Here is a 20,281-nt window from a genome sequence, read left to right as displayed (position 1 = left end):
ATGCATGAGCTTGGAATCGTATTTCATATCATTGACAGTCTGGAAGCAGTAGGAAAAGAGAACCGGCTTATGAAAGTCGGCAGCGTGACGCTGGAACTCGGCGAAGTCTCTGGGGTAGTGGATTCTTATCTGAAAGACTGCTGGAAATGGGCGGCTGATAAGTCCGACCTTCTGCGGGGGGCGAAACTGATTACGCTTGAGATACCGGCGGAGACCTTCTGTGAGGATTGTGGAAAGACCTACGGCACGGTGATGCATGGAAAGACCTGCCCGTACTGTGCGGGAGGAAATACATATCTCGTGGCGGGGAATGAATGTAACATCAAGGAAATAGAAGCTTGTTAGAAATGAGGGAGGTTACTTATGTTATTTCAGATATATGGTGATAACGCGGGCTGGCAGCTGCTCGGCTGGCTTCTCGTATTTGCGGGGCTGGTGCTTGTAAATGAGCTTGCAAGACGGACGAAGAAAGGCGGGATCTTCTGCCTGATGGTGATACCGGCGGCCCTTACGGTCTACTTTATCGCAATCTATGCTGGTGCGGCAAACGGAGCGGAATGGGCGCTCAATAATCCCACCTACGTACATATGAACAGCTGGTTCCACTATGCGAAGCTCTATGCGGCTACGGCCGGCTGTATCGGATTCATGATGATCAAATACAAATGGAAATTTGGCAAAGCAGATTGGTTCAAGGTATTTCCATTCATCATTGTAGCAGTCAATATCCTGATAGCGGTGGCCAGTGATTTTGAATCAGGCATCAAAGGTGCCATGGCGCTCGCGGAATATGGAGACCGATGGTGGCTGTCTTCTGAAAATGTATGGCTGTACGGGGGCTGGTGGAACTGGGTTAATGGAATAGCAGGGATACTCAACATCTTATGTATGACAGGGTGGTGGGGAATCTACGCATCCAAAGACCGGAAAGATATGCTGTGGCCGGATATGACATGGTGCTTCATCATTGCCTATGACCTCTGGAACTTTGAATATACTTACAACAATCTTCCCACTCACGCATGGTACTGCGGCCTGGCACTCCTGCTGGCGCCTACGTTTGCCAATGCCTTGTGGAACAAGGGCGGATGGATTCAGAACAGGGCGAATACGCTTGCACTCTGGTGCATGTTCGCGCAGGTGTTCCCCATGTTCCAGGATACGAGCCGCTTTGCGACGATTCCGGTCTTATATGCGGACGGATTCATGGACGCGGCTACGAGGCCGGCTTCCGCCAACCCTGTCATGCAGGGAGTGGTGGCACTGCTCGCGCTCGGGGCAAATGTAATCTGCCTGGCCGTGATAATAAAGCGGTCGAAACAGCAGAAGAAGAACCCATATAAGAACGAGATATTTACGGACCAGAAAGATTACCAGCTTGCGATTGCAAGGGCTGAGAAGTGAATATTAGTTGAGGAAGTTGAATAGAAGATGAAAGCGTACGGAGAAGCGGGCGGGCGTATAGGGGCGTGGCAGGGCGCTCCGCTTGACGGTAATCCGTAACTGCAATAAGAGCCGGAATCAGGCAGCCAGACCTATTCGGGATGAAATCTTGAAGAGATTTCTTCCCTCAGAGGTCTTCTCGGATATTATGTGAGATAACATCCTCGTGCCTGATTCCGGCTCTTCCTGCAGCAACGGCGTCCACGCCTCGCTGCGGACGCTCTGCCACGCCCGCACTTGCCGATAAAGTGGATAGCAGCTGCCATCCCCCTCCCCACCGGCGTCTACACAACTAGACATCGTAATATATCTCCCGGCTTCCGCTGATGCATTCCCCAATCGAATAATTGATCCAATCTATGGCGCCTTCCGTATCGCGGTTGCTGATAAACGTCCACATCGTGTAGTTGCTTTCATAGAGGGACTGGATGCCGTACAGATCCAGATAGCGTTCCCACATCGTGAAGATAGGGGCCCGGAACGATTGGAATATGAGGGGGAGCAGCGTGTTCTGCGATGCCAGGGCGAATTCATGCTGGAATTCAAAAGCCGCCTGAATGGCATCCCTGCTGCTCTGTGCGTCCCGGATGTGCTCTACCTTCTCGCGCAAGACTTCCACTTCTTCATCGCTGATACGGTCGATACAGAGCTGGGCAGCTAATGTATCAAGGGCGATGCGGACTTCAAAGATAGAACGGATCTCTTCGTTACGTATCCGCCCGCCGTTGTACTTCATGATAGACATTAAGGTGTCCAGGGTTCCTTTTCTGCGGTAGTCGGCGACATATGTCCCGCTTCTTGGCTTTACGTTAAGAAACCCCTTCTTTTCCAACTCAGACAGCCCGCTGTTGACGACAGCCCGGCTCACCTGCATCATTTCTGCCAGCTGACGCTCCGGCGGAAGCTTCTCACCGATTTTCAACTTTCCGGACAAAATCATATGTTCAAGCTGGTCGACAAATAGTTCTCGAAGCGAGGGAGAACTGATTTTCTGAAATTCCATTTATATCCTCCTTTTCTGGCTTATGGCTGCTTGTAATCCGTCTCCGGTGCGAAGCAGAATCCCTCATTGTGCCGGACGAGCAGAAGGGCGGCCTGGGTATTGCGGGTGTAAAAGGAGACGGACGGATTCACATAGTGCTCCTTAAGAAGCCGGGCCGTAACTGCGCCGGTGTTCTGTTCCGGTGAATTGAGGATAAATGTCCCGCTTTTCAGTATGTCCCAGTCCACAGCCGGGTAGGAACCCCGCGCCTCCTGATAGTCAGGAAGCCCTTTTGCCATCGGGTGCTTTTGGGAGACGACGAGCAGTATCTCTTCTCTGCCCAGCTTTTCACAGTCCAGCTTCGGATGTATAGTTTCTTCGCTGAACACGGCGAAATCTATCTGGCTGTCTTCCAGCAGCCGCTCCTGTATGGCATGGGTCTCTTCCAGAAAGCGCACCTTTACGTGAGGGTGGAGCCGGTGAAAAGCAGGCAGGATAAAAGGAAGCATACAGGAGCTGCGCATAAGCGGGAACGCTACCGTCAGTTCCCCGTCCTTGAGCGAGAGCAGGTCTCCAAGCTCCTTCTCCCAGTCCTGTGTCAGTGCAAGCACTTTGGAAGCATATTCCATGTAGCGTCTGCCGGCAAAAGTTGGGATATAGCAGCTGTCTATCCGGTTGAACAGCTTCAGGCCCAGGTCGCGCTCCATCTTCTTCAGATGCTTGCTCAGTGTCGGCTGGGAAATGAAGAGTTCCTGGGCCGCTTTTGTAATATTTTGATGTTTTGCAATGCAGATAACGTAATTAAGTTCATGAATATTCATAACAATATCTCCGGAAGTATTCTCATTTGGAATGGTGCCTATGGCCAAGATGAATTAGACAATCAATTATGGTTATCATACAATGAAAGGGCAAAAGAAGCAAGAAAATACAATGAGGAAAATAGGCGAGTAACTTTATGAGACAGTGGCTGAAAAAACAATTTAGATTATCAGAATTTCACACCGATATAAAGACAGAGCTTCTGGCCGTAATCACTACATTTGTGACGATGGCCTATGTGCTCGCGACCGTTCCGAACATGCTGGAATTGGCAGGGCTTGACAAGCATGTGATGTTCACGGTGCTGTTCCTGCTCGTCATCCTCACGACATGCGCGATGGCGCTATACACGTACCGGCCGTTTGCGCTGGCGCCGGGACTTGGCAGCGTAGGGATAGTGACGGCAATGATGGCAAATGACGGGATAGCGCCGTCCGTGACGGCAGGCGTCATCTTCTGGAGCGGCGTGCTGTTCATTGCCATATCATTCCTGGGACTCAGGGAAGCGGTCGTGAGGGTCATCCCTGTCAGCCTGAAGCATGCGGTCAGCGCGGTCATCGGCTTTATCATCCTGCTGATACTGAAGTCCAGGAAGATCCAGGGAGATATGATACTTGCCATCGCGGCAACCACTATCGTGGGCATCCCGTTCGGTGTCACGAAGATGCCGGAGAGCCTGCTGACGATGCGGCAGGTATCGGCGGACAGTTTATGAATATTGATTTCATGAGAGCGTTGAATTTTGCATATATTCCGTTTTTGATAGCATAGTTCGTGCCCGATTTCTTTTCTACCTTTTGGGCAGTGCTCGGTGTCGGGGCGAACCGGATGCTGCCGGGCTTCGTCGATATCCATATGCATATAGAGAGTTCCATGATGACGCCGGTATCGTTCGGAGAACGGGCGGCTGAGTGCGGGGTGACGACCCTGGTATCTGAGCCCCATGAAATTGCCAATGTAGTCGGCGTCTCAGGAATCCATGAGATGATCAACGGCGCCAAAGATGCTCCGATAGATATCTATTATGGAATCCAAAGCAGCGTGCCGTCCACGAACCGCAGTCTTGAGACGACAGGAGGGGTAATCGGATTTGAAGAGATGAAACATCTGATGGACGAAGACGGTGTCGTGTGTGTCGGGGAATTCCTCTGGAGGAGGCCATATACTGCGTTTCCTATACTCCGGCGCGGCGTATGAACTTAAGAGACAGAGGGGCAATCGCGCCGGGCAGAAAAACGGACTTCCAGCTTCTGAAAGCGGCAGAGTGCAGCAGATTCGAGCCTGAACGCGTGTTCAAAGATGGAAGAGAAATCTATCGGAAAGGGGCTCATAAGAAGCAGGAGAGCACTTATGCTTTCCCGGAGGCATTCTATGACAGCCTGCATCTGCCGGGACTTACCGCCCATGACCTCATACCCGCAGAAGGGATTGCAGAAAAGGAGGCGGAAGTGCGTGTCATCCAGGTACAGGACGGCTGCACGCAGACGAAGGAAATCCATAGGGTGATGCCGGTAAAGGACGGACGTCTCCAATGGGAAGGCAGTGGCTGTATGCTGGCTGCAGTATTTGAAAGACATGGAATCAATGGCAATATCGGCTATGGCTTCGTCACAGGAGACTGTATCAGCAGAGGGGCGGCGGCGACAACTTATCAAAAAACAATTATTTGTTTTTTAAATAGTAGGAATGAATGATATAAAAAATAAATTGGACAATATATATTCTCCGATGATAGAATGTGCAGTAAAATAAATGTTTGACAAAGGAGAAAGTTTATGAGGAAAAGAATAATTAGCAGTCTATTCATCATGAGCCTGGCCGCAGGGCTTGTTTTGACTGGGTGTGGCGGTAAAGAATCAGGTGATGTGGATGAAGCTAAGGCAGATGCCACGACAGCCGGAACAGTTCCGCATGATGAAGTGGAGGGAGAGATTGTATTTACGGCATGGGGAAGTGACGCAGAGCTGGAAACAGATAGAGAGGTTCTGGACGCATTTCAGAAAGAATATCCGAATGTAAAGGTGAAGTTTGAACCAATCAATGATGATTATCTCACTAAGGTAGAGACGATGATGCTGGCAGGAGAAGCGCCGGATGTCATATATGGCCATCCGAAATATTTTCAGAAATGGGCAAGCCAGGACCTGCTTTTAGATATGCAGCCGTATTTTGATAATAATGAACAGTTCATGGATGATTCTGTGTATGCGACGAATTTATATGATGCATTTAAGTATGAAGATAAGATGGTAGCAACTGTGAATGGTGCGGATACTTTTTTGCTATTCTATAATCAGGATTTGTTTGACGAGGCGGGGGTGCCATATCCTACAGAAGACTGGACATGGTCTGATTTTCTTGCTGCCTGTGATAAGCTTACGATTGATAAAGACGGAGATGGTGAGACGGACCAGTATGCGATTACGGCCGGAAAAGGTCATGAACAGATTGAGGCATATATGGCTGCATTTGGCGGACAGTTATATGATGATGTAAACGATCCGTCAGAAGTACAGGTGAATAGTGAGCTTAACCAGGAAGCATTGCAGATGTGGTATGATTTGATTAATAAATATGGATATGCGCCGGATGCGGAAGGTACAGAAGTGGTAACAGGTGGTTTTGACGGCGGCCAGATAGCTATGGATGTAGATGGAGTTTATCAATGTGTATATCGTTCTGGGGTAGACTTCAATATGGGGCTTGCTGCGCTTCCGATGGAAGATGTGAATTCCCACTATGTATCTCTTATGGCAGGATATTGCATACCGAAGGATACGAAATATCCGGAAGCTGCATGGGCGCTTGCGTCCTTTATGCAGGAGAAAGCAGGCCAGGAGATTCTTGCTTCTACGGGTCTTATTACAACAGTTGATAAGGAAGTGGCTGAATCAGATGCGGTAATCAATATGGAGGGAGCGCCGGATAATCATATCTTGCGTGTCACATCCCTGGACAATGCAGTAAATGTGGACGCTAAGCTTACAAACTGGCAGGAAACAGTGGACAGTGTATGGCAGCCCGCAATTGATAAGCTATATAACGGTGATTTAACAGTCAAGGAGACGTTAGAAAAAATTCAAAGTGGCCTGGAAGAGATGTTGGAGAGCGGGAGATAGCAAAAAGTGAGCGCAAGAGAGAAGAAAGAACAAATGAAGTTTTTCCTGTTCATCAGCCCATGGATAATTGGCTTTCTGCTATTTACACTGGTTCCTATGATTATGTCATTGTATTACAGCTTTACGGACTGGGATGTACTGACGCCGGAAAGATTTGTGGGAATTGAGAATTATAAAGGGTTATTCCAGGACGAATTATTCTTTCAGTCAGTGAAGGTTACGGGCATCTTTGCTGCAATTGTACTGCCATTGAATGTGTTCTTATCTTTAATGACTGCGATTTTATTGAATATGGAGGGCCGCTTTATAGGTTTATTTCGGACAATCTTTTATCTGCCCTCTGTATTATCAGGAGTAGTAGTGGCGATCCTGTGGCAGTGGATATTTAATTCAAAGTACGGACTTTTGAATGATTTTCTGGGGAAACTGGGAATAGAAGGTCCCCGCTGGCTATCGGATTCACAATGGTCTATGTGGGCAATGGTTATTATGAGTATATGGACAATTGGAGGAAATTTGATTTTATATCTTGCAGGCCTTCAGGCAGTACCTCTCAGCCTCTATGAAGCGGCGAGGTTGGACGGGGCGGGATTTTGGAAAAAATTATTTTCTATTACACTTCCGTCAATGAGCCCGATTATCCTTTTTGCATTTCTGACAACGATGATAAGTACGCTGCAGACTTTTACGCAGGCTTATATTATGACAGATGGGGGACCAGATAATTCGACGTTGTTCTATGTGTATTATGTATATAAGAACGGGTTTATGTATAAAAAGATGGGTAAGGCCTGCGCAATGGCATGGCTGCTTCTGATTATTATATTTGTATTGTCTGTATTTGTGCTGAAAGCTTCGGAGAAGCTGGTATATTATGAATCTGATGAAGGGGGCAAACTGGCATGAGAAGTGGCGACAGAAAAAGTGCGGTTTTTCGCTATCTGATTATATGTGTAATAGCAACTGTATTTTTAGTTCCTTTCATATGGATGGTTATCAGTTCCGTAAAAGATCCTCTCCATGTGTTTACGAGGCCGATACAATGGATTCCGGATAAATTGCATCTTGAAAATTATGTAAAACTATTTACACAGTATCATTTCGAACAATATGTATGGAATACGGTCAAACTGTGTCTTCTGAATGTAGCCGGCGCAGTAGTTTCCTGTTCGCTGGCAGCTTATGGATTCGCTTTTGGAAGATACCGGTATAAAAACAAAATATTCCTGTTCGTGCTTCTGACAATGATGATGCCGGGAACCATAACGTTCTTTCCTCAGTTTATCCTGTTTGCTAAAATAGGCTGGTATGGAACACTATTACCACTCTGGGTGCCGGCTTTTTTTGCAACCAGTGCATACTACATTTTTTTCCTGAGGCAGTATTTCCTGACGATTCCCAATGTAATGCTTGATTCTGCACGGCTGGACGGCTGTAATGATTTGAAAACGATTCTGTATATTGTAGCGCCAATGGCGAGACCAGTGTATGTGGTGATGGTATTGAATATATTCATCGGGGTATGGGGGGATTTCTTTAACCAGTTGATTTATATCACTAAAAGTGAAAATTATACGATATCGATTGGTCTTAGTTATCTGAATGCATCTTATGGCTCAACGAATAACAGTACGATTCCAATCTTGATGGCCGGCTCCGTTGTGGTGTCAATCCCGGCGCTTCTGGTGTATTACTTTGGCCAGAGAACTATGGTCGATGGTTATGTATTCAGAGATGTGGGGAAATAGTATGGCTGGGAAAATAGCAGATTATGTAATGAAAAAGGAAAAACAACAGGGGAAAAGGGTAGTGAGTCCAATCTGGGAGGGGGAAAAAGAGTTTGATTTTCTCTGTATGGGACATCTGGAGATGGCAAAGGCGATGGGGTTTGAATTGCAGAAAATCACGCCGGTCCTGACGGCTGTGTCTGAAGGACAGATGGAAACGGCAGATCAATTAGACAGATTAATAGAATCCGGGTTTTTTGATGAGTCATATTTTGAAAGGGAAGCCACACTTTTATATAGGCAGAAAGAACATACGAAAGGCCTGGCGGGTGGAGGATGTTTTGGTCCTCTGACCGTGGTGTCGGGTATCCTTGGGGCAGAGAGAATGTTAAAGATGTTGGTAAGAGCGCCGGAATTTGTGGAAAAATTTGTCTCTTATGTTACGGAGCGTATGGAGGAACTGGCAGAGCTGGAAAAGGAAACCGGTTCAGATTTTTTCTGGATTGCGGAACCACTCGCATCCTTGCTGTCCCCCAAGAAGTTCTGGCAGTTTTCAGGACAGTATCTTCGCAAGATATATGAGAAAACGGATATGCCCGGATTTTTGCATGTCTGTGGAAAAACTTTGAAGCATACGCCATATATGGTGCAGACCGGTGCAGAGGTGTTGAGCATTGATTCTACCACTGACATTGGAAGCTGCATCCGGCTAGTTGATGAGCAGATAGTTATAATGGGAAATGTCAGTCCGGCCGTGCTCAGATATGGCACGCAATATGAAGTGATGGAGGAAGTGCGGAGAATTATTGATGTCTGCCGGGGGTTCCCTAACTTTGTGCTAAGTACGGGATGTTCCATCATGGAAGGAACTCCAAAAGAGAATATGCAATTGTTATTTGAATATGAATAAAGCATACTTATTTGGCCATTTCTTTTACATGTCTCTTGAGTGCGGCAAAGCTTTCTGCGCTGATGACGTGTTCAATCCTGCATGCGTCCTCTGCGGCAACATGAGGTGTAACACCCAGGCCGGAAAGCCAAGCTGATAGAAAGGTATGACGTTCGTATATCTTTTCGGCAATTTCCAGGCCTGAAGTAGTCAGCGTAATATGCCCGTCAGAGTCCATTGATATATATCCGTTGTTGCGCAGGTTTTTCATGGCAACACTAATGCTCGGTTTGGAAAAACCGAGTGCATTTACGATGTCGATAGAACGTATGCAAGGCTTCTGCCGCTGTAGCATCAATATCGTCTCCAGATAGTTTTCTGCGGATTCCTGTATTTTCATAGGGGCACCTACTTTCTTAATGAGTTATAATTATGTAACAATTATAACAAGAGTAAAAACAGATTGCAATTATATCCATCTTAACATGCTCTTGAATACAAAGGCAGTATTTAGTTAAGTTAGTACACTGTTCTGCCGATATACTATATAGATATACTTAAGGAGGTATGGAAGATGGATCTGGCAACAGGAATTGCAAAGACAAGTGTGGCATTAAGTACTGCAAAGCTTCATATGAACGTCAATTTTTCTATAACGAAGAAAGCGATGGATAATCAGGAAATAGCAGCACATCAGCTTCTGGACATGCTTCCTTCTGCTCAGGAATTAGGACGCCATGTGGATGTCCAGGCATGACATATATGAAAGCGGGAAGAGATTTTGAAAATAGAGAAGGCTATTATCATCGTGGGTGTGGAATTTTGACAGAAGTGAAGTGATAAAAAATAATAGAAGGTTATGTAGACAGCTGTGGATTAACCGCAGCTGTTTTGTGCGTATAATGGGACAGGCCCGGCACATATATATCATCATCAGCCTACTGCTGTGCAACAAAGTCATACCCGCTTTTGATAGATTCTCTCCAGAAAGTTTATCAGCGAATACAACCCCATTGCCATAATGCAGAGAAGCACGATGGACATCAGGAGCCAGTCGAGCTTAAATGTCTGGCTTGCATATATAATCAGGTATCCAAGACCGTTTCTTGCGGCCAGGAACTCCCCGATAATCACCCCTACGAGACAGAGCCCTATATTGACTTTCATCGTACTGATTATGGCCGGTATCGAGCTTGGTATGACTACCTTCGTAAGTGCGTGGTACTTGGAACCGTGCAGCGTATATATGAGCTTTATCTTCTCAGGGTCTACGGTTGTAAAGCTCGTGTACAGGTTCAGTATGCTGCCGAAGATCGCAACCGACATCCCGGCCACGATTATCGTGGTAGTATTGGCTCCGAGCCATACGATCAGGAGAGGAGCCAGTGCTGACTTTGGCAGGCTGTTCAGGACGACCAGGTAAGGGTCCAGTATCTCTGACAGCTTCGGGCTGAACCAAAGTGCAACTGCCATCAGAATACTGATGGCAATTACGAGGATGAAACTTAAGATGGTTTCATACAGGGTGACTCCTATGTGAAGAAAGATACTTTTATCTATGAGCATTCCCCAGAAGCAGAGCGCTATCTTGGATGGGCTGCTGAAGATAAAAGAATCGATGATGCCTACATTTGCTGTAAATTCCCATATAAAAAGGAAACTAAGTAGTATGAGGACACGGGATACGCTGACGATTCGTCTATGCCGCTTCTGTTGGGAAAGGAAGTGCCGCTGACCGGCGGACAATTCACTCATTCGTGTTCAACTCCTTCCATATTAAGTTAAAATATGTCTTGAATTCAGGGGCATTTCTCCGGTTCAGCGGAGTGTCCTTTTCTAAATCGAATTTCAGAGGCAGCGTCTGCAGAATCGTTGCAGGGCGGTCGGTCAGGATGATTACCCTGTCTGCCAGCGAGATGGCCTCTGAAAGGTCGTGGGTTACCAGTATCGCGGTCTTTTTTTCTCTTCGGATAATCTGTCCGATGTCATCCCCGACATTTAGGCGGGTCTGATAGTCAAGAGCTGAAAACGGTTCATCCAGTAGTAAGATATCAGGCTCTAGGATGAGCGTGCGTACAAGAGCCGCCCTCTGGCGCATGCCGCCGGACAATTCTGACGGCTTGGAGTTCTCAAACTGCTTCAACCCGTAAGTGTCCAGCAGTTCATGGGCTTTCTCCTTGCTTCTTGCCGACAGCATATGCTGGACTTCCAGCCCGAGTATCACGTTGTTATAGATTGTGCGCCATTCAAAGAGCTGGTCATGCTGAAGCATATAGCCGATGTTGGTGGTACTTTCTCTTAAGTATTTACCGTTGATTTTAATCAGACCCTTTTCCGGCTCTATCAGTCCTGATATAATGGATAATAAGGTGGATTTGCCGCAGCCGGATGGTCCGACGATCGCCACAAACTCTCCCTTATTCATGGAAAATGAAATGTCGATAAGGGCAGGGGTTTCACCTTCCATGTTGTGATAGGCGTAGTGGATATGCCGAAGCTCTAATATTTGATCCATGGAAACCTCCTAAGCCTGGATGATATATAGTTAGTTTATGTGAAAATGTAAAAAGGGTGCCTACGTAATAAGTCTGAAACAAGTCCCCGTTATGATGGGATTGTAGAGATGAGACAACTCATCATAAATCAAAGAAAGGGGCAGATGATATGAAACAGTTATGGAAAAAGCACAGGATAGCTTTGACGGCCGCCGGCCTGGTCGTATGCCTGACGGCATGTCTGGGGGCAGGAATCGCATATTCCAGAGCCAGGACCGAAAAGGACGTGGTCAAGGCAGCGGAAAAGGAGACGGAAAGCGGCTCCGGGGAGCAGGACGCCCCCAAGATGAATGTACCGTGGGAGGACGGCACATTATACAAAGATGTATTGAATGACAGCTATGCGGACATAGGCCAGGAAGTGTGCCGCAAATTCGGATTGGACTATGAGACGGTAACGATGAAAGATGTTACGGCAGAAATGCGCAATTATGAAGAAGTCCTCATCCTGTTAAAAGACATGGGGGCCAATCCGCTGCTGGAAGAGAATGAGGATAAGAAGGCCATAGAGGAAGACAATGGCTATTCGGATGCGACAATGTCGCTGGAAATATATATCGATGAGATCTATGCTTTCGGAGGGGGAAGAGACGTAATAGAAGAGATATGCGGCAAATATGATATCGACCCGGATCAGGCAGTCGTATCAGATCTGACCGCAGAACAGCTGGAAGAAATAGGTGCGCTCGCCTATGAGACCTCCGACCATCCGAAAGACTGAGGTGCAAAGGACGTAAAAAGAGATGGCAGAGATATTGATTGTAGAAGATGATAGAAGCATCAATGAACTCATTCAGAGGACATTGAGAATGATGGGACACACAGGGCTTCCGGCATATACTGGCCGTGAGGCCCTTAAAGCCGTGAAGGAGAAGCGACCGGCGCTCATGCTCCTGGATTTGAGCCTTCCGGACATGGACGGGTTTGAGGTGATGGAAAAGGCAGAGGATATCCCTGTCATCTGTGTCACGGCGCGGGATGAGATACCGGACAGAGTAAAAGGGCTGATGGCGGGTGCGGAAGATTATATCGTGAAGCCCTTTGCTCTGGATGAGCTGTCTGCCCGTGTACAGGTCGTTCTCCGCAGGGAGCACAGGGAACAGACGCTGTATAAGCTTGGAAGGACGGAGGTCGATATCTGCAGCGCTTCTGTCAGGAGGGATGGAGAGCCGGTAGATCTGACGCACAGGGAATACGCTCTGCTGAAGGTGCTGCTTGACAACCGCAATATCGCCCTTTCCAGAGGCCGGATATTGGATCTGGCATGGGGAATGGATTATTATGGAGACGACCGCACTGTCGACGTGCATATTCGCCGCCTCCGCCAGAAGCTGGGGCTGGAAGATCAAATCAAGACCGTATTTAAATATGGGTATAGATTGGAGATATGACGATGCAGATCTGGAAGAAAAACTTTCTCGTGACGTTTGCCTTATTTGTCATAGTAGTATACACATGCTTGTTTGCAGTGGTTTCGCTCTCTTTCAGAAATGATCTGAGCTATCTGACGAAACGGGCTATCGACAGCGAGCAGGGAATCGCATATGCCATGCAGTCCATACAAGAGCTGGACGGGGGACATATGGGGACGGATGTCGCCTATATGGCGGAAAGATATGAAAAGGCGGGAATATTGCTCGAAGTGCACTTCGGGGATATCGTGCTGGCAGATAAGATTGCTCTGGAAGATATACCGGAGGGTCGGATTGGAATCCTGACATATGGGGACACGAAGCATCTCTATATCCATGACGAAGTTCTGAGCGGAAGCCAGCTGCTGAAGATAACTTATCTGGAAAACATACAGTCCTTTTACGAGCTTCAAAACAGGAAGCTCTATGGTGCAGCCGCGGCTGGAATACTTATATCTTCGGTTATCGGAATCATGCTTTATGCTACGATGAAGCGGATATTCCGTCCGGTGAACCAGATTGCACATGAACTGAGAACTCCGCTGACAGGCATACAGGGATATGCACAGTATATGATGATGGGCAATATAACGGAAGAAGACCGGTTCTTCGCGGCACAGCAGATTGTAAGCAGTACACGCAGCATGAAAGATGTGGTGGATAAGCTGCTGATTATGGGCAATGTCAAGGAAGGGGAGCTCTCCTTTGTCCCGATAGATATTCCGGATATGCTGGAGGAAATAAGGCGGGCTTATGCCGGTATTGAATTAGATGTAAGCATACGGAAGATAAACGGTGAACCGACACTTGTGCGCTGCCTGCTGGATAATATGATTTCCAATGCAGTGAATGCCGGCGGACATGTGAAGGTCACAGCAGATGAAAATGGGCTCTGCGTCTGGAATGGAGCTTCATTCCAGCCAAGGGAAGAGGCCGGGTTAAAGCCTCATGGCTACGGCCTTGCCATCTGCCAGGACATCGCCGGAATCCACAGGTGGAAACTGAAGTATGATACGTCAGAGATGACGGGTACAACAGCAAAGCTCATATGGGGGAGCATAAAAAGGAGGCTTGCACCTTCCGCTGAAATGCCATATACTTAATAAATACAGTAATCCCGGTGTATGCTGCCGGGCAAAGACAATGTGCAAGGGGAAACAGACAGATGAATTACCAGAAAGAACTCGACAAACTGATAGAAAAGCTGAAACGTGAACATAAAATACCGAGGCTTCTGCTTCACAGCTGCTGTGCGCCGTGCAGCAGCTATGTGCTGGAATATCTGAGCGACTGCTTCGACATCACCGTATTCTATTACAATCCAAATATCTATCCGGAAAGCGAGTATACGAAACGGATACTGGAACAGCAGACGCTGATAGGAGAGATGGATACGAAACATCCGGTCTCATTTATCGCGGGCCATTATGACAGAGAAAGGTTCTATGAGATGGCAGCCGGGATGGAACATCTGAAGGAAGGCGGGGAACGCTGCCTGAAGTGCTATGAGCTGAGGCTCAGGGAAGCAGCGGAGCTGGCTGCCAAGGGAGGTTTTGAGTATTTTACCACGACGCTCAGCATAAGTCCGCTGAAGAATGCGGACAGGCTGAATGAAATTGGGTTAAGGCTTGAAACAGAATTTGGGGTCAGATATCTGCAGTCGGATTTCAAGAAAAAGAACGGGTACAAGAGATCCATAGAGCTGTCAAAGGAGTTCGGACTGTACAGGCAGGATTACTGCGGATGCGAATTTTCATTTAAACGTGCAAAATAATGCATTTTCGTTTGATTTTATACAGAAATATGATAAAATCTTTTACAATGATTCTACACGAAAGGAAGAAAACCATATGGCACAGTTATGGGGCGGTCGCTTCACCAAGGAGACAGACCAGCTTGTATACAGTTTCAACGCATCAATTTCTTTTGATAAGAGATTCTATGCACAGGACATAAAAGGAAGTATCGCGCATGTGATGATGCTTGCAAGGCAGGGCATCCTGACGGATTACGAGAAAGACCAGATCATCCAGGGGCTGGAAGGCATCCTGGATGACGTGGAGTGCGGACGTCTTGAGATATCCGACAAGTATGAAGATATCCACAGCTTCGTAGAAGCAACGCTTATCGACCGGATAGGCGATCCGGGAAAGAAGCTTCACACCGGCCGGAGCAGGAACGACCAGGTGGCGCTGGATATGAAGCTTTACACGAGGGATGAAGTGCATCTGCTCGACAACCTGGTGGAGGGGCTGCTGCAGGCCATACTTTCTATCCTGGAAGACAATATCGATACATATATGCCGGGCTTTACGCACCTTCAGAAAGCACAGCCGATAACGCTGGCCCATCATATGGGTGCATATTTTGAAATGTTCAGAAGAGACCACGAGAGGCTGCAGGATATCTATAAAAGGATGAACACATGTCCCCTCGGCTCTGGTGCGCTGGCTGGTACGACCTATCCGCTCGACAGGGAATATACGGCGAGGCTGCTCGGTTTTGACGGAGGTCCGACGCTCAACAGCATGGACGGCGTATCCGACCGGGACTACCTGATAGAGCTGCTGTCGGCGCTCTCGACGATCATGATGCATCTGAGCCGTTTTTCAGAAGAAGTAATCATATGGAATTCCAACGAGTACCAGTTTGTGGAGATTGATGACGCATACAGCACCGGGAGCAGCATCATGCCGCAGAAGAAGAATCCGGACATCGCGGAACTTGTCCGCGGCAAGACCGGTAGGGTGTATGGTGCGCTGAATGCCATGCTTGCAACGATGAAGGGGATTCCACTTGCATATAATAAAGATATGCAGGAGGATAAGGAGTGGGTATTTGACGCCATCGATACGACAAAGGGCTGTCTGGTGCTTTTTGCCGGCATGATAAGGACGATGGAATTCAGAAAAGACCGGATGGAGAAGAGCGCGAAGAACGGCTTTACGAATGCCACGGACGCGGCGGACTATCTCGTAAACCACGGAGTGCCGTTCCGGGATGCCCACGGCATCGTAGGGCAGCTCGTTCTGACATGCATAGAAAAGGGAATCTCGCTGGATGAACTTCCGCTCGAAGAGTACAAGGAGATATCGGAAGTATTTGAAGAGGACATCTATGAAGCCATCAGCCTTGAAACATGCGTGAACAAGCGGGTCACCGCCGGAGCGCCGGGTAGGCAGGCGATGGAAGAGACGATTGCCTATTACAGAAAATATATGGAAGAATATTAGAACAGAACAGGCACAGGGACCAGGCCCCGTCCGCAAGGGTCTGCCCCCGCCGTGCGGTGAAAAGGAGAAGATTATTATGGAAAAGAAACTGAGAGCAGGTATTTTAGGAGCAACGGGCATGGTCGGACAGCGTTTCATCTCTCTGCTTGAGAACCACCCGTGGTTTGAAGTGGCGACGGTGGCTGCAAGCCCAAGGTCGGCGGGAAAGACATATGAGGAGGCCGTGGGAGGCCGCTGGAAGATGGCGACACCGATGCCGGAAGCGGTCAAGGGACTGGTCGTTGCCAATGTAAACGAGGTAGATAAGGTAGCGGAATCTGTCGATTTCGTTTTCAGCGCAGTCGACATGACGAAGGATGAGATCAAAGCCATCGAGGAAGCATATGCCAGAACCGAGACTCCTGTCGTATCCAACAACAGCGCGCACCGCTGGACGCCGGATGTCCCGATGGTGGTACCGGAGATCAACTCGGAACACTTTGAGGTCATCGAGGCGCAGAAGGGCAGGCTTGGCACTACCCGCGGCTTCATCGCGGTAAAACCGAACTGTTCCATTCAGAGCTATACGCCATGCCTTGCCGCATGGAAAGAATTCGGACCCAGAGAAGTAGTTGTTACGACATACCAGGCAATCTCAGGTGCAGGAAAGACATTTAAAGACTGGCCTGAGATGGTGGAAAATATAATCCCCTACATTGGAGGAGAAGAAGAGAAGAGCGAGCAGGAGCCGCTGCGTGTGCTCGGCAGAGTGGAACAAGGAGAGATCGTCAAGGCCGAACTGCCCAAGATATCCTGCCAGTGCGTGCGTGTGCCTGTGCTCAACGGACATACGGCTGCCGTGTTCATCAACTTTGAGAAGAAGCCGACAAAGGAGCAGCTCATCGAGAAGCTAGAAGGCTTCCGGGGATTTCCGCAGGAGGCCGGACTTCCGAGCGCTCCGAAGCAGTTTGTCAAGTATCTGCCGGATGACAACCGTCCCCAGGTTACGCTGGATGTGGATTATGAAAATGGAATGGGCGTATCCATCGGACGTCTGAGAGAAGATACCATCTATGACTATAAGTTCATCGGCCTGTCACACAATACGGTAAGAGGCGCGGCAGGCGGAGCGGTACTCTGTGCCGAGACACTGACAGCAAAAGGATTTATCACGCACAAGTAAATGTGGAGAGGTAGTAAACTAGGACGCCGCTGGGGAGGTATGGGGCAGATGCTCCCCCTCGGCTATCTGCTTTACTGGCACGGGCGGGGGCGGCTGTGTGATATTGTCGGCTGATGGTAGGGCTTTGGCTATGTCAGCATAGTGATAAGGGGCTAAGCAGGTTGATAACCTTAGTTAAAGGTAATCGTAATGAAAAAGAGCCGGAATCAGGTACGGGGATGCTTATGAGATGGCATCCCCTGCCTGATTCCGGCTCTTCCTGCAGCAACGGCGTGCACGCCTCGCTGCAAACGCTAAACAAAGACTGATTTGTTCTCTATACTGCACATGTTAAGTTTACTATAGTATTACCAGCCAGCTTACGCAGCCAGCTGCTTTATGCTGGCCAGTAACGCCACACAGCCGCCCTCGCCCTTGTTAAGTGAAGTATATAGCGGGCGGGGAGCCGGGTGGGAGATGCGCAGGTGCAAGCGGAAGAGGCGGAGAATCCGTCCCGGAATCCTTGGTTTGTGGGAGAGGAGCTGCTATCAGCGACTCTGCCGCAAAGTTAGGAGGCCGTGGGCTAGTCGGAGCCTCGGACGCATCGGAGCAGATGCCACCCGGCTCCCAGTCCGCAGCCCACTTTACGAAACTTCCAGCTGCTTCAAATGAGGCTTTATTTTGCATACGATAAGTGATAAAATGTAAAGAGATTTTACGTGCATTTAACACATACGTGGTAGAGGCAGCTGCTCTGATCTGGTATTCTGAAAATAATGCCTGGTTGCATATACTATTTACATTTCAGGAATACGAAAGAAGGATGAGGTTATAAGTATGGAAAATGATATTCTAAACTACACACAGAACAGAGAACTGTCATGGCTGAAGTTCAACAAGAGGGTACTGGAAGAGGCACAGGATCCGACCGTGCCGCTGCTGGAACGGATGAAGTTCGTGGCTATCTTTACGAGTAATCTGGATGAGTTCTTCATGATACGGGTGGGCAGCCTCTTCGATATGGTCCAGACGGATTCCAACACGATTGACAGCCGCTCCGGCATGACGCCGGGGGAACAGCTGGAGAAGATCTTCGAGGCGGTGGCGCCGCTTTACAAGGAGCGGGATAAGACATATGCGGAGATCAAGAAGCAGCTGAGCCCCTACGGTGTCTGCGGCCTGGACTTTAAAGAGCTGGAACAGTCGGAGAAGAAGTATGTGAAAAAGTATTTTAAGGAGCAGATTCTGCCAATCTTATCTCCACAGATTGTAGATGCGAACCATCCTTTTCCGCATCTTCTGAACAAGGAGATATATGTGACGGCAAATCTGAAATATAAGGATAAGACGATGCAGGGCATCGTACCAGTTCCGCAGTTCGTGTCAGACATACTGTATCTGCCGGGACATGACATCCGTTATATCCGTATGGAAAAGGTAATCATGGAATATATGAATCTGGTGTTCGAGCAGTACGAAGTGACAGACAAGAATTATATCTGCGTCACGAGAAATGCCGACATAGCTCCGGATGATGAGGCGCTTGAGGTAAATGACGATTTCCGCTACCTGATGAAGGAGACGCTGCACAAGCGGCGCAGGATGGCTGTTGTAAGGCTGGAGGTGGCAGAGAAGCTGAGCGAGGAGATGGAACGGTATTTCTGCGGGAAGTTTGCCATACAGCCAAATCAGATATTCCGGACAAAGATGCCGATGAAGCTCGCTTATATGTTCGCTATCAGCGGCAATCTGCCGGAGGCGATGAAGCGCTCCCTCGTATATCCGGCCTTCACCCCCCAGAATTCTGCCCAAGTGCAGGATGGAAGCCCGATGAAGCAGCAGATAAGGAAGAAGGACCTGCTGCTGTACTATCCGTATGAAAGCATGAATCCATTTCTCAGGCTGATCAAGGAAGCCTCCACAGACCCGAATGTACTGACGATTAAGATAACGATATACCGGCTGGCTAAGAAGGCGCGTCTGGTGGAGTATCTGTGTGCAGCGGCGGAAAATGGAAAAGAAGTGACGGTCCTGATCGAGCTGAGGGCGAGGTTCGATGAACAGAACAATATTGACTGGTCGGAGCGGCTGGAGGAAGCAGGATGCCGTGTCATATATGGTTTTGACGGATATAAGGTACATTCCAAGGTATGCCTCATCACATACAGGAACCGGAATGAAATCCAATATATCACCCAGATCGGAACAGGGAATTATAATGAGAAGACGGCCGCCATGTATACGGACCTGTCTCTTATGACGGCAAATGCGGAGATTGGCAGGGACGCATCTGAATTTTTCAAGAACATGTCTATCAGCAATCTGGACGGAATGTACAACAGGCTTATCGTGGCACCGACAAGCCTGAAGCAGAGGGTACTGTACCTGATGGATGAAGAGATCCGCAAAGGCGGCAGCGGACGCATTGTCATGAAGATGAATTCGCTGACAGATGTCGACTTTATTGAAAAGGTGTCGGAAGCGTCACGTGCCGGTGTAAAAATAGACTTGATTGTACGGGGAATATGTTGTATATTACCAGGAGTCAAAGATTATACGGAAAATGTGACGGTTACGAGCATCGTCGGCCGCTATCTGGAACATCCCCGCATCTTCAGCTTCGGGACAGGGGCAGACCAGAAGATATATATCGGTTCCGCGGACATGATGACGAGGAATACGGAGAAAAGGGTGGAGGTGGCATGTCCTGTGCTGGATGAGGACATCGGGCGCCAGATCAACCATTACCTGAAGATTATGCTGACGGATAACGTGAAAGCGAGGGTGCTTAAGCCAGACGGTAATTATGAGAAGAAAGAACAGGAAGAACCGCGTACAGATTCCCAGGCATTATTTATGCAGGAGTCGTTGAACGCAAAGTGGAAGGCGCCGGAAAACCCGCAGACTTTTCTTGACAAAATAAGACATCTATTTGGAAAGTAGACAACGAAGGAGTAC

General features: G+C 48.3%; 21 protein-coding genes and 1 pseudogene. 16 read left to right on the top strand and 6 right to left on the bottom strand.

The window, feature by feature from the left end; translation table 11 throughout:
* Together E1963_RS06665 and E1963_RS06660 are read left to right on the top strand one after the other, a co-directional pair.
* Positions 1–345, top strand: a complete 345-nt coding sequence (locus tag E1963_RS06665) for a hydrogenase maturation nickel metallochaperone HypA (protein WP_132276487.1) — start codon at positions 1–3, stop codon at positions 343–345.
* A gap of 18 nt (positions 346–363) precedes the next feature.
* Positions 364–1,404 carry a DUF5692 family protein gene (locus E1963_RS06660; RefSeq protein WP_132276485.1) on the top strand — a complete coding sequence of 347 codons (1,041 nt, stop codon included), beginning with the start codon at positions 364–366 and terminating at the stop codon, positions 1,402–1,404.
* Positions 1,405–1,735: 331 nt separating this feature from the next.
* Here the strand turns inward: E1963_RS06660 and E1963_RS06655 are convergent, their stop codons facing one another.
* The gene (locus E1963_RS06655) at positions 1,736–2,446 is read right to left on the bottom strand and encodes a FadR/GntR family transcriptional regulator (protein WP_132276483.1); all 711 of its coding nucleotides are present in this window, start codon (positions 2,444–2,446) and stop codon (positions 1,736–1,738) included.
* A 20-nt stretch (positions 2,447–2,466) separates the two neighbouring features.
* Positions 2,467–3,246, bottom strand: a complete 780-nt coding sequence (locus tag E1963_RS06650; protein WP_167482133.1) for a LysR family transcriptional regulator — start codon at positions 3,244–3,246, stop codon at positions 2,467–2,469.
* Positions 3,247–3,383: 137 nt separating this feature from the next.
* Here E1963_RS06650 and E1963_RS06645 point away from each other — a divergent pair.
* From E1963_RS06645 to E1963_RS06620, 6 genes and pseudogenes are all read left to right on the top strand, one after another.
* A pseudogene (locus E1963_RS06645) lies at positions 3,384–4,279 on the top strand (amidohydrolase family protein); the annotation flags it as partial.
* Between the two features lie 161 nt (positions 4,280–4,440).
* Positions 4,441–4,941 (top strand): adenine deaminase C-terminal domain-containing protein, encoded by a 501-nt coding sequence (locus tag E1963_RS20525; protein ID WP_243117611.1) that lies wholly within the window; start codon positions 4,441–4,443, stop codon positions 4,939–4,941.
* Between the two features lie 81 nt (positions 4,942–5,022).
* A complete protein-coding gene (locus E1963_RS06635) occupies positions 5,023–6,366 on the top strand; it encodes an ABC transporter substrate-binding protein (protein WP_132276481.1) in 1,344 nt (447 codons plus the stop codon).
* A gap of 156 nt (positions 6,367–6,522) precedes the next feature.
* Positions 6,523–7,272 (top strand): carbohydrate ABC transporter permease, encoded by a 750-nt coding sequence (locus E1963_RS06630; protein ID WP_243117610.1) that lies wholly within the window; start codon positions 6,523–6,525, stop codon positions 7,270–7,272.
* Complete coding sequence (locus tag E1963_RS06625; protein WP_132276479.1) at positions 7,269–8,114, top strand: carbohydrate ABC transporter permease; 846 nt, start codon at positions 7,269–7,271, stop codon at positions 8,112–8,114. Before E1963_RS06630 ends, E1963_RS06625 begins: the two co-directional genes overlap by 4 nt.
* A 1-nt stretch (position 8,115) precedes the next feature.
* Positions 8,116–9,003 (top strand): uroporphyrinogen decarboxylase family protein, encoded by an 888-nt coding sequence (locus tag E1963_RS06620; protein WP_167482132.1) that lies wholly within the window; start codon positions 8,116–8,118, stop codon positions 9,001–9,003.
* 7 nt (positions 9,004–9,010) lie between these two features.
* On the opposite strand, the gene E1963_RS06615 is transcribed toward E1963_RS06620, so the two are convergent.
* The gene (locus E1963_RS06615) at positions 9,011–9,382 is read right to left on the bottom strand and encodes a metal-dependent transcriptional regulator (RefSeq protein WP_132276475.1); all 372 of its coding nucleotides are present in this window, start codon (positions 9,380–9,382) and stop codon (positions 9,011–9,013) included.
* Between the two features lie 174 nt (positions 9,383–9,556).
* Here E1963_RS06615 and E1963_RS06610 point away from each other — a divergent pair, with 174 nt between their 5' ends.
* Positions 9,557–9,739 carry a YjfB family protein gene (locus E1963_RS06610; protein ID WP_132276473.1) on the top strand — a complete coding sequence of 61 codons (183 nt, stop codon included), beginning with the start codon at positions 9,557–9,559 and terminating at the stop codon, positions 9,737–9,739.
* A 200-nt stretch (positions 9,740–9,939) separates the two neighbouring features.
* On the opposite strand, the gene E1963_RS06605 is transcribed toward E1963_RS06610, so the two are convergent.
* Complete coding sequence (locus E1963_RS06605; RefSeq protein ID WP_132276471.1) at positions 9,940–10,737, bottom strand: ABC transporter permease; 798 nt, start codon at positions 10,735–10,737, stop codon at positions 9,940–9,942.
* On the bottom strand, positions 10,730–11,497 hold the full coding sequence (locus E1963_RS06600) for an ABC transporter ATP-binding protein (protein ID WP_132276469.1): 768 nt from the start codon (positions 11,495–11,497) through the stop codon (positions 10,730–10,732). Before E1963_RS06600 ends, E1963_RS06605 begins: the two co-directional genes overlap by 8 nt.
* A gap of 149 nt (positions 11,498–11,646) precedes the next feature.
* Between E1963_RS06600 and E1963_RS06595 the strand changes: the two genes are divergently transcribed.
* From E1963_RS06595 to asd, 6 genes are all read left to right on the top strand, one after another.
* The gene (locus E1963_RS06595; protein WP_132276467.1) at positions 11,647–12,258 is read left to right on the top strand and encodes a hypothetical protein; all 612 of its coding nucleotides are present in this window, start codon (positions 11,647–11,649) and stop codon (positions 12,256–12,258) included.
* 22 nt (positions 12,259–12,280) lie between these two features.
* Positions 12,281–12,928: a response regulator transcription factor gene (locus tag E1963_RS06590; RefSeq protein WP_132276465.1), complete on the top strand. Its 648-nt coding sequence runs from the start codon at positions 12,281–12,283 to the stop codon at positions 12,926–12,928.
* Between the two features lie 2 nt (positions 12,929–12,930).
* A complete protein-coding gene (locus E1963_RS06585; RefSeq protein WP_167482131.1) occupies positions 12,931–14,052 on the top strand; it encodes a sensor histidine kinase in 1,122 nt (373 codons plus the stop codon).
* A gap of 62 nt (positions 14,053–14,114) precedes the next feature.
* On the top strand, positions 14,115–14,723 hold the full coding sequence (locus E1963_RS06580) for an epoxyqueuosine reductase QueH (protein WP_132276461.1): 609 nt from the start codon (positions 14,115–14,117) through the stop codon (positions 14,721–14,723).
* Positions 14,724–14,799: 76 nt separating this feature from the next.
* Entirely contained in the window at positions 14,800–16,182 is a 1,383-nt protein-coding gene (gene argH / locus E1963_RS06575) for an argininosuccinate lyase (RefSeq protein ID WP_132276459.1), read from the top strand.
* Between the two features lie 76 nt (positions 16,183–16,258).
* A complete protein-coding gene (gene asd / locus E1963_RS06570) occupies positions 16,259–17,344 on the top strand; it encodes an aspartate-semialdehyde dehydrogenase (RefSeq protein ID WP_117771774.1) in 1,086 nt (361 codons plus the stop codon).
* A 417-nt stretch (positions 17,345–17,761) separates the two neighbouring features.
* Here the strand turns inward: asd and E1963_RS19430 are convergent, their stop codons facing one another.
* Complete coding sequence (locus E1963_RS19430; RefSeq protein ID WP_207669403.1) at positions 17,762–18,055, bottom strand: hypothetical protein; 294 nt, start codon at positions 18,053–18,055, stop codon at positions 17,762–17,764.
* Positions 18,056–18,160: 105 nt separating this feature from the next.
* On the opposite strand from E1963_RS19430, the gene ppk1 reads away from it, so the two are divergent.
* Positions 18,161–20,266, top strand: coding sequence for a polyphosphate kinase 1 (gene ppk1, locus E1963_RS06565; RefSeq protein WP_132276457.1), 2,106 nt, complete (start codon positions 18,161–18,163; stop codon positions 20,264–20,266).
* Positions 20,267–20,281: the final 15 nt, after the last annotated feature.

Source organism: Extibacter muris (genome assembly GCF_004345005.1).
Classification (GTDB): Bacteria; Bacillota; Clostridia; order Lachnospirales; family Lachnospiraceae; genus Extibacter; species Extibacter muris.
Note: the sequence above shows the minus strand (reverse complement) of the source record. Positions and strands in the feature narration are given on the sequence as shown.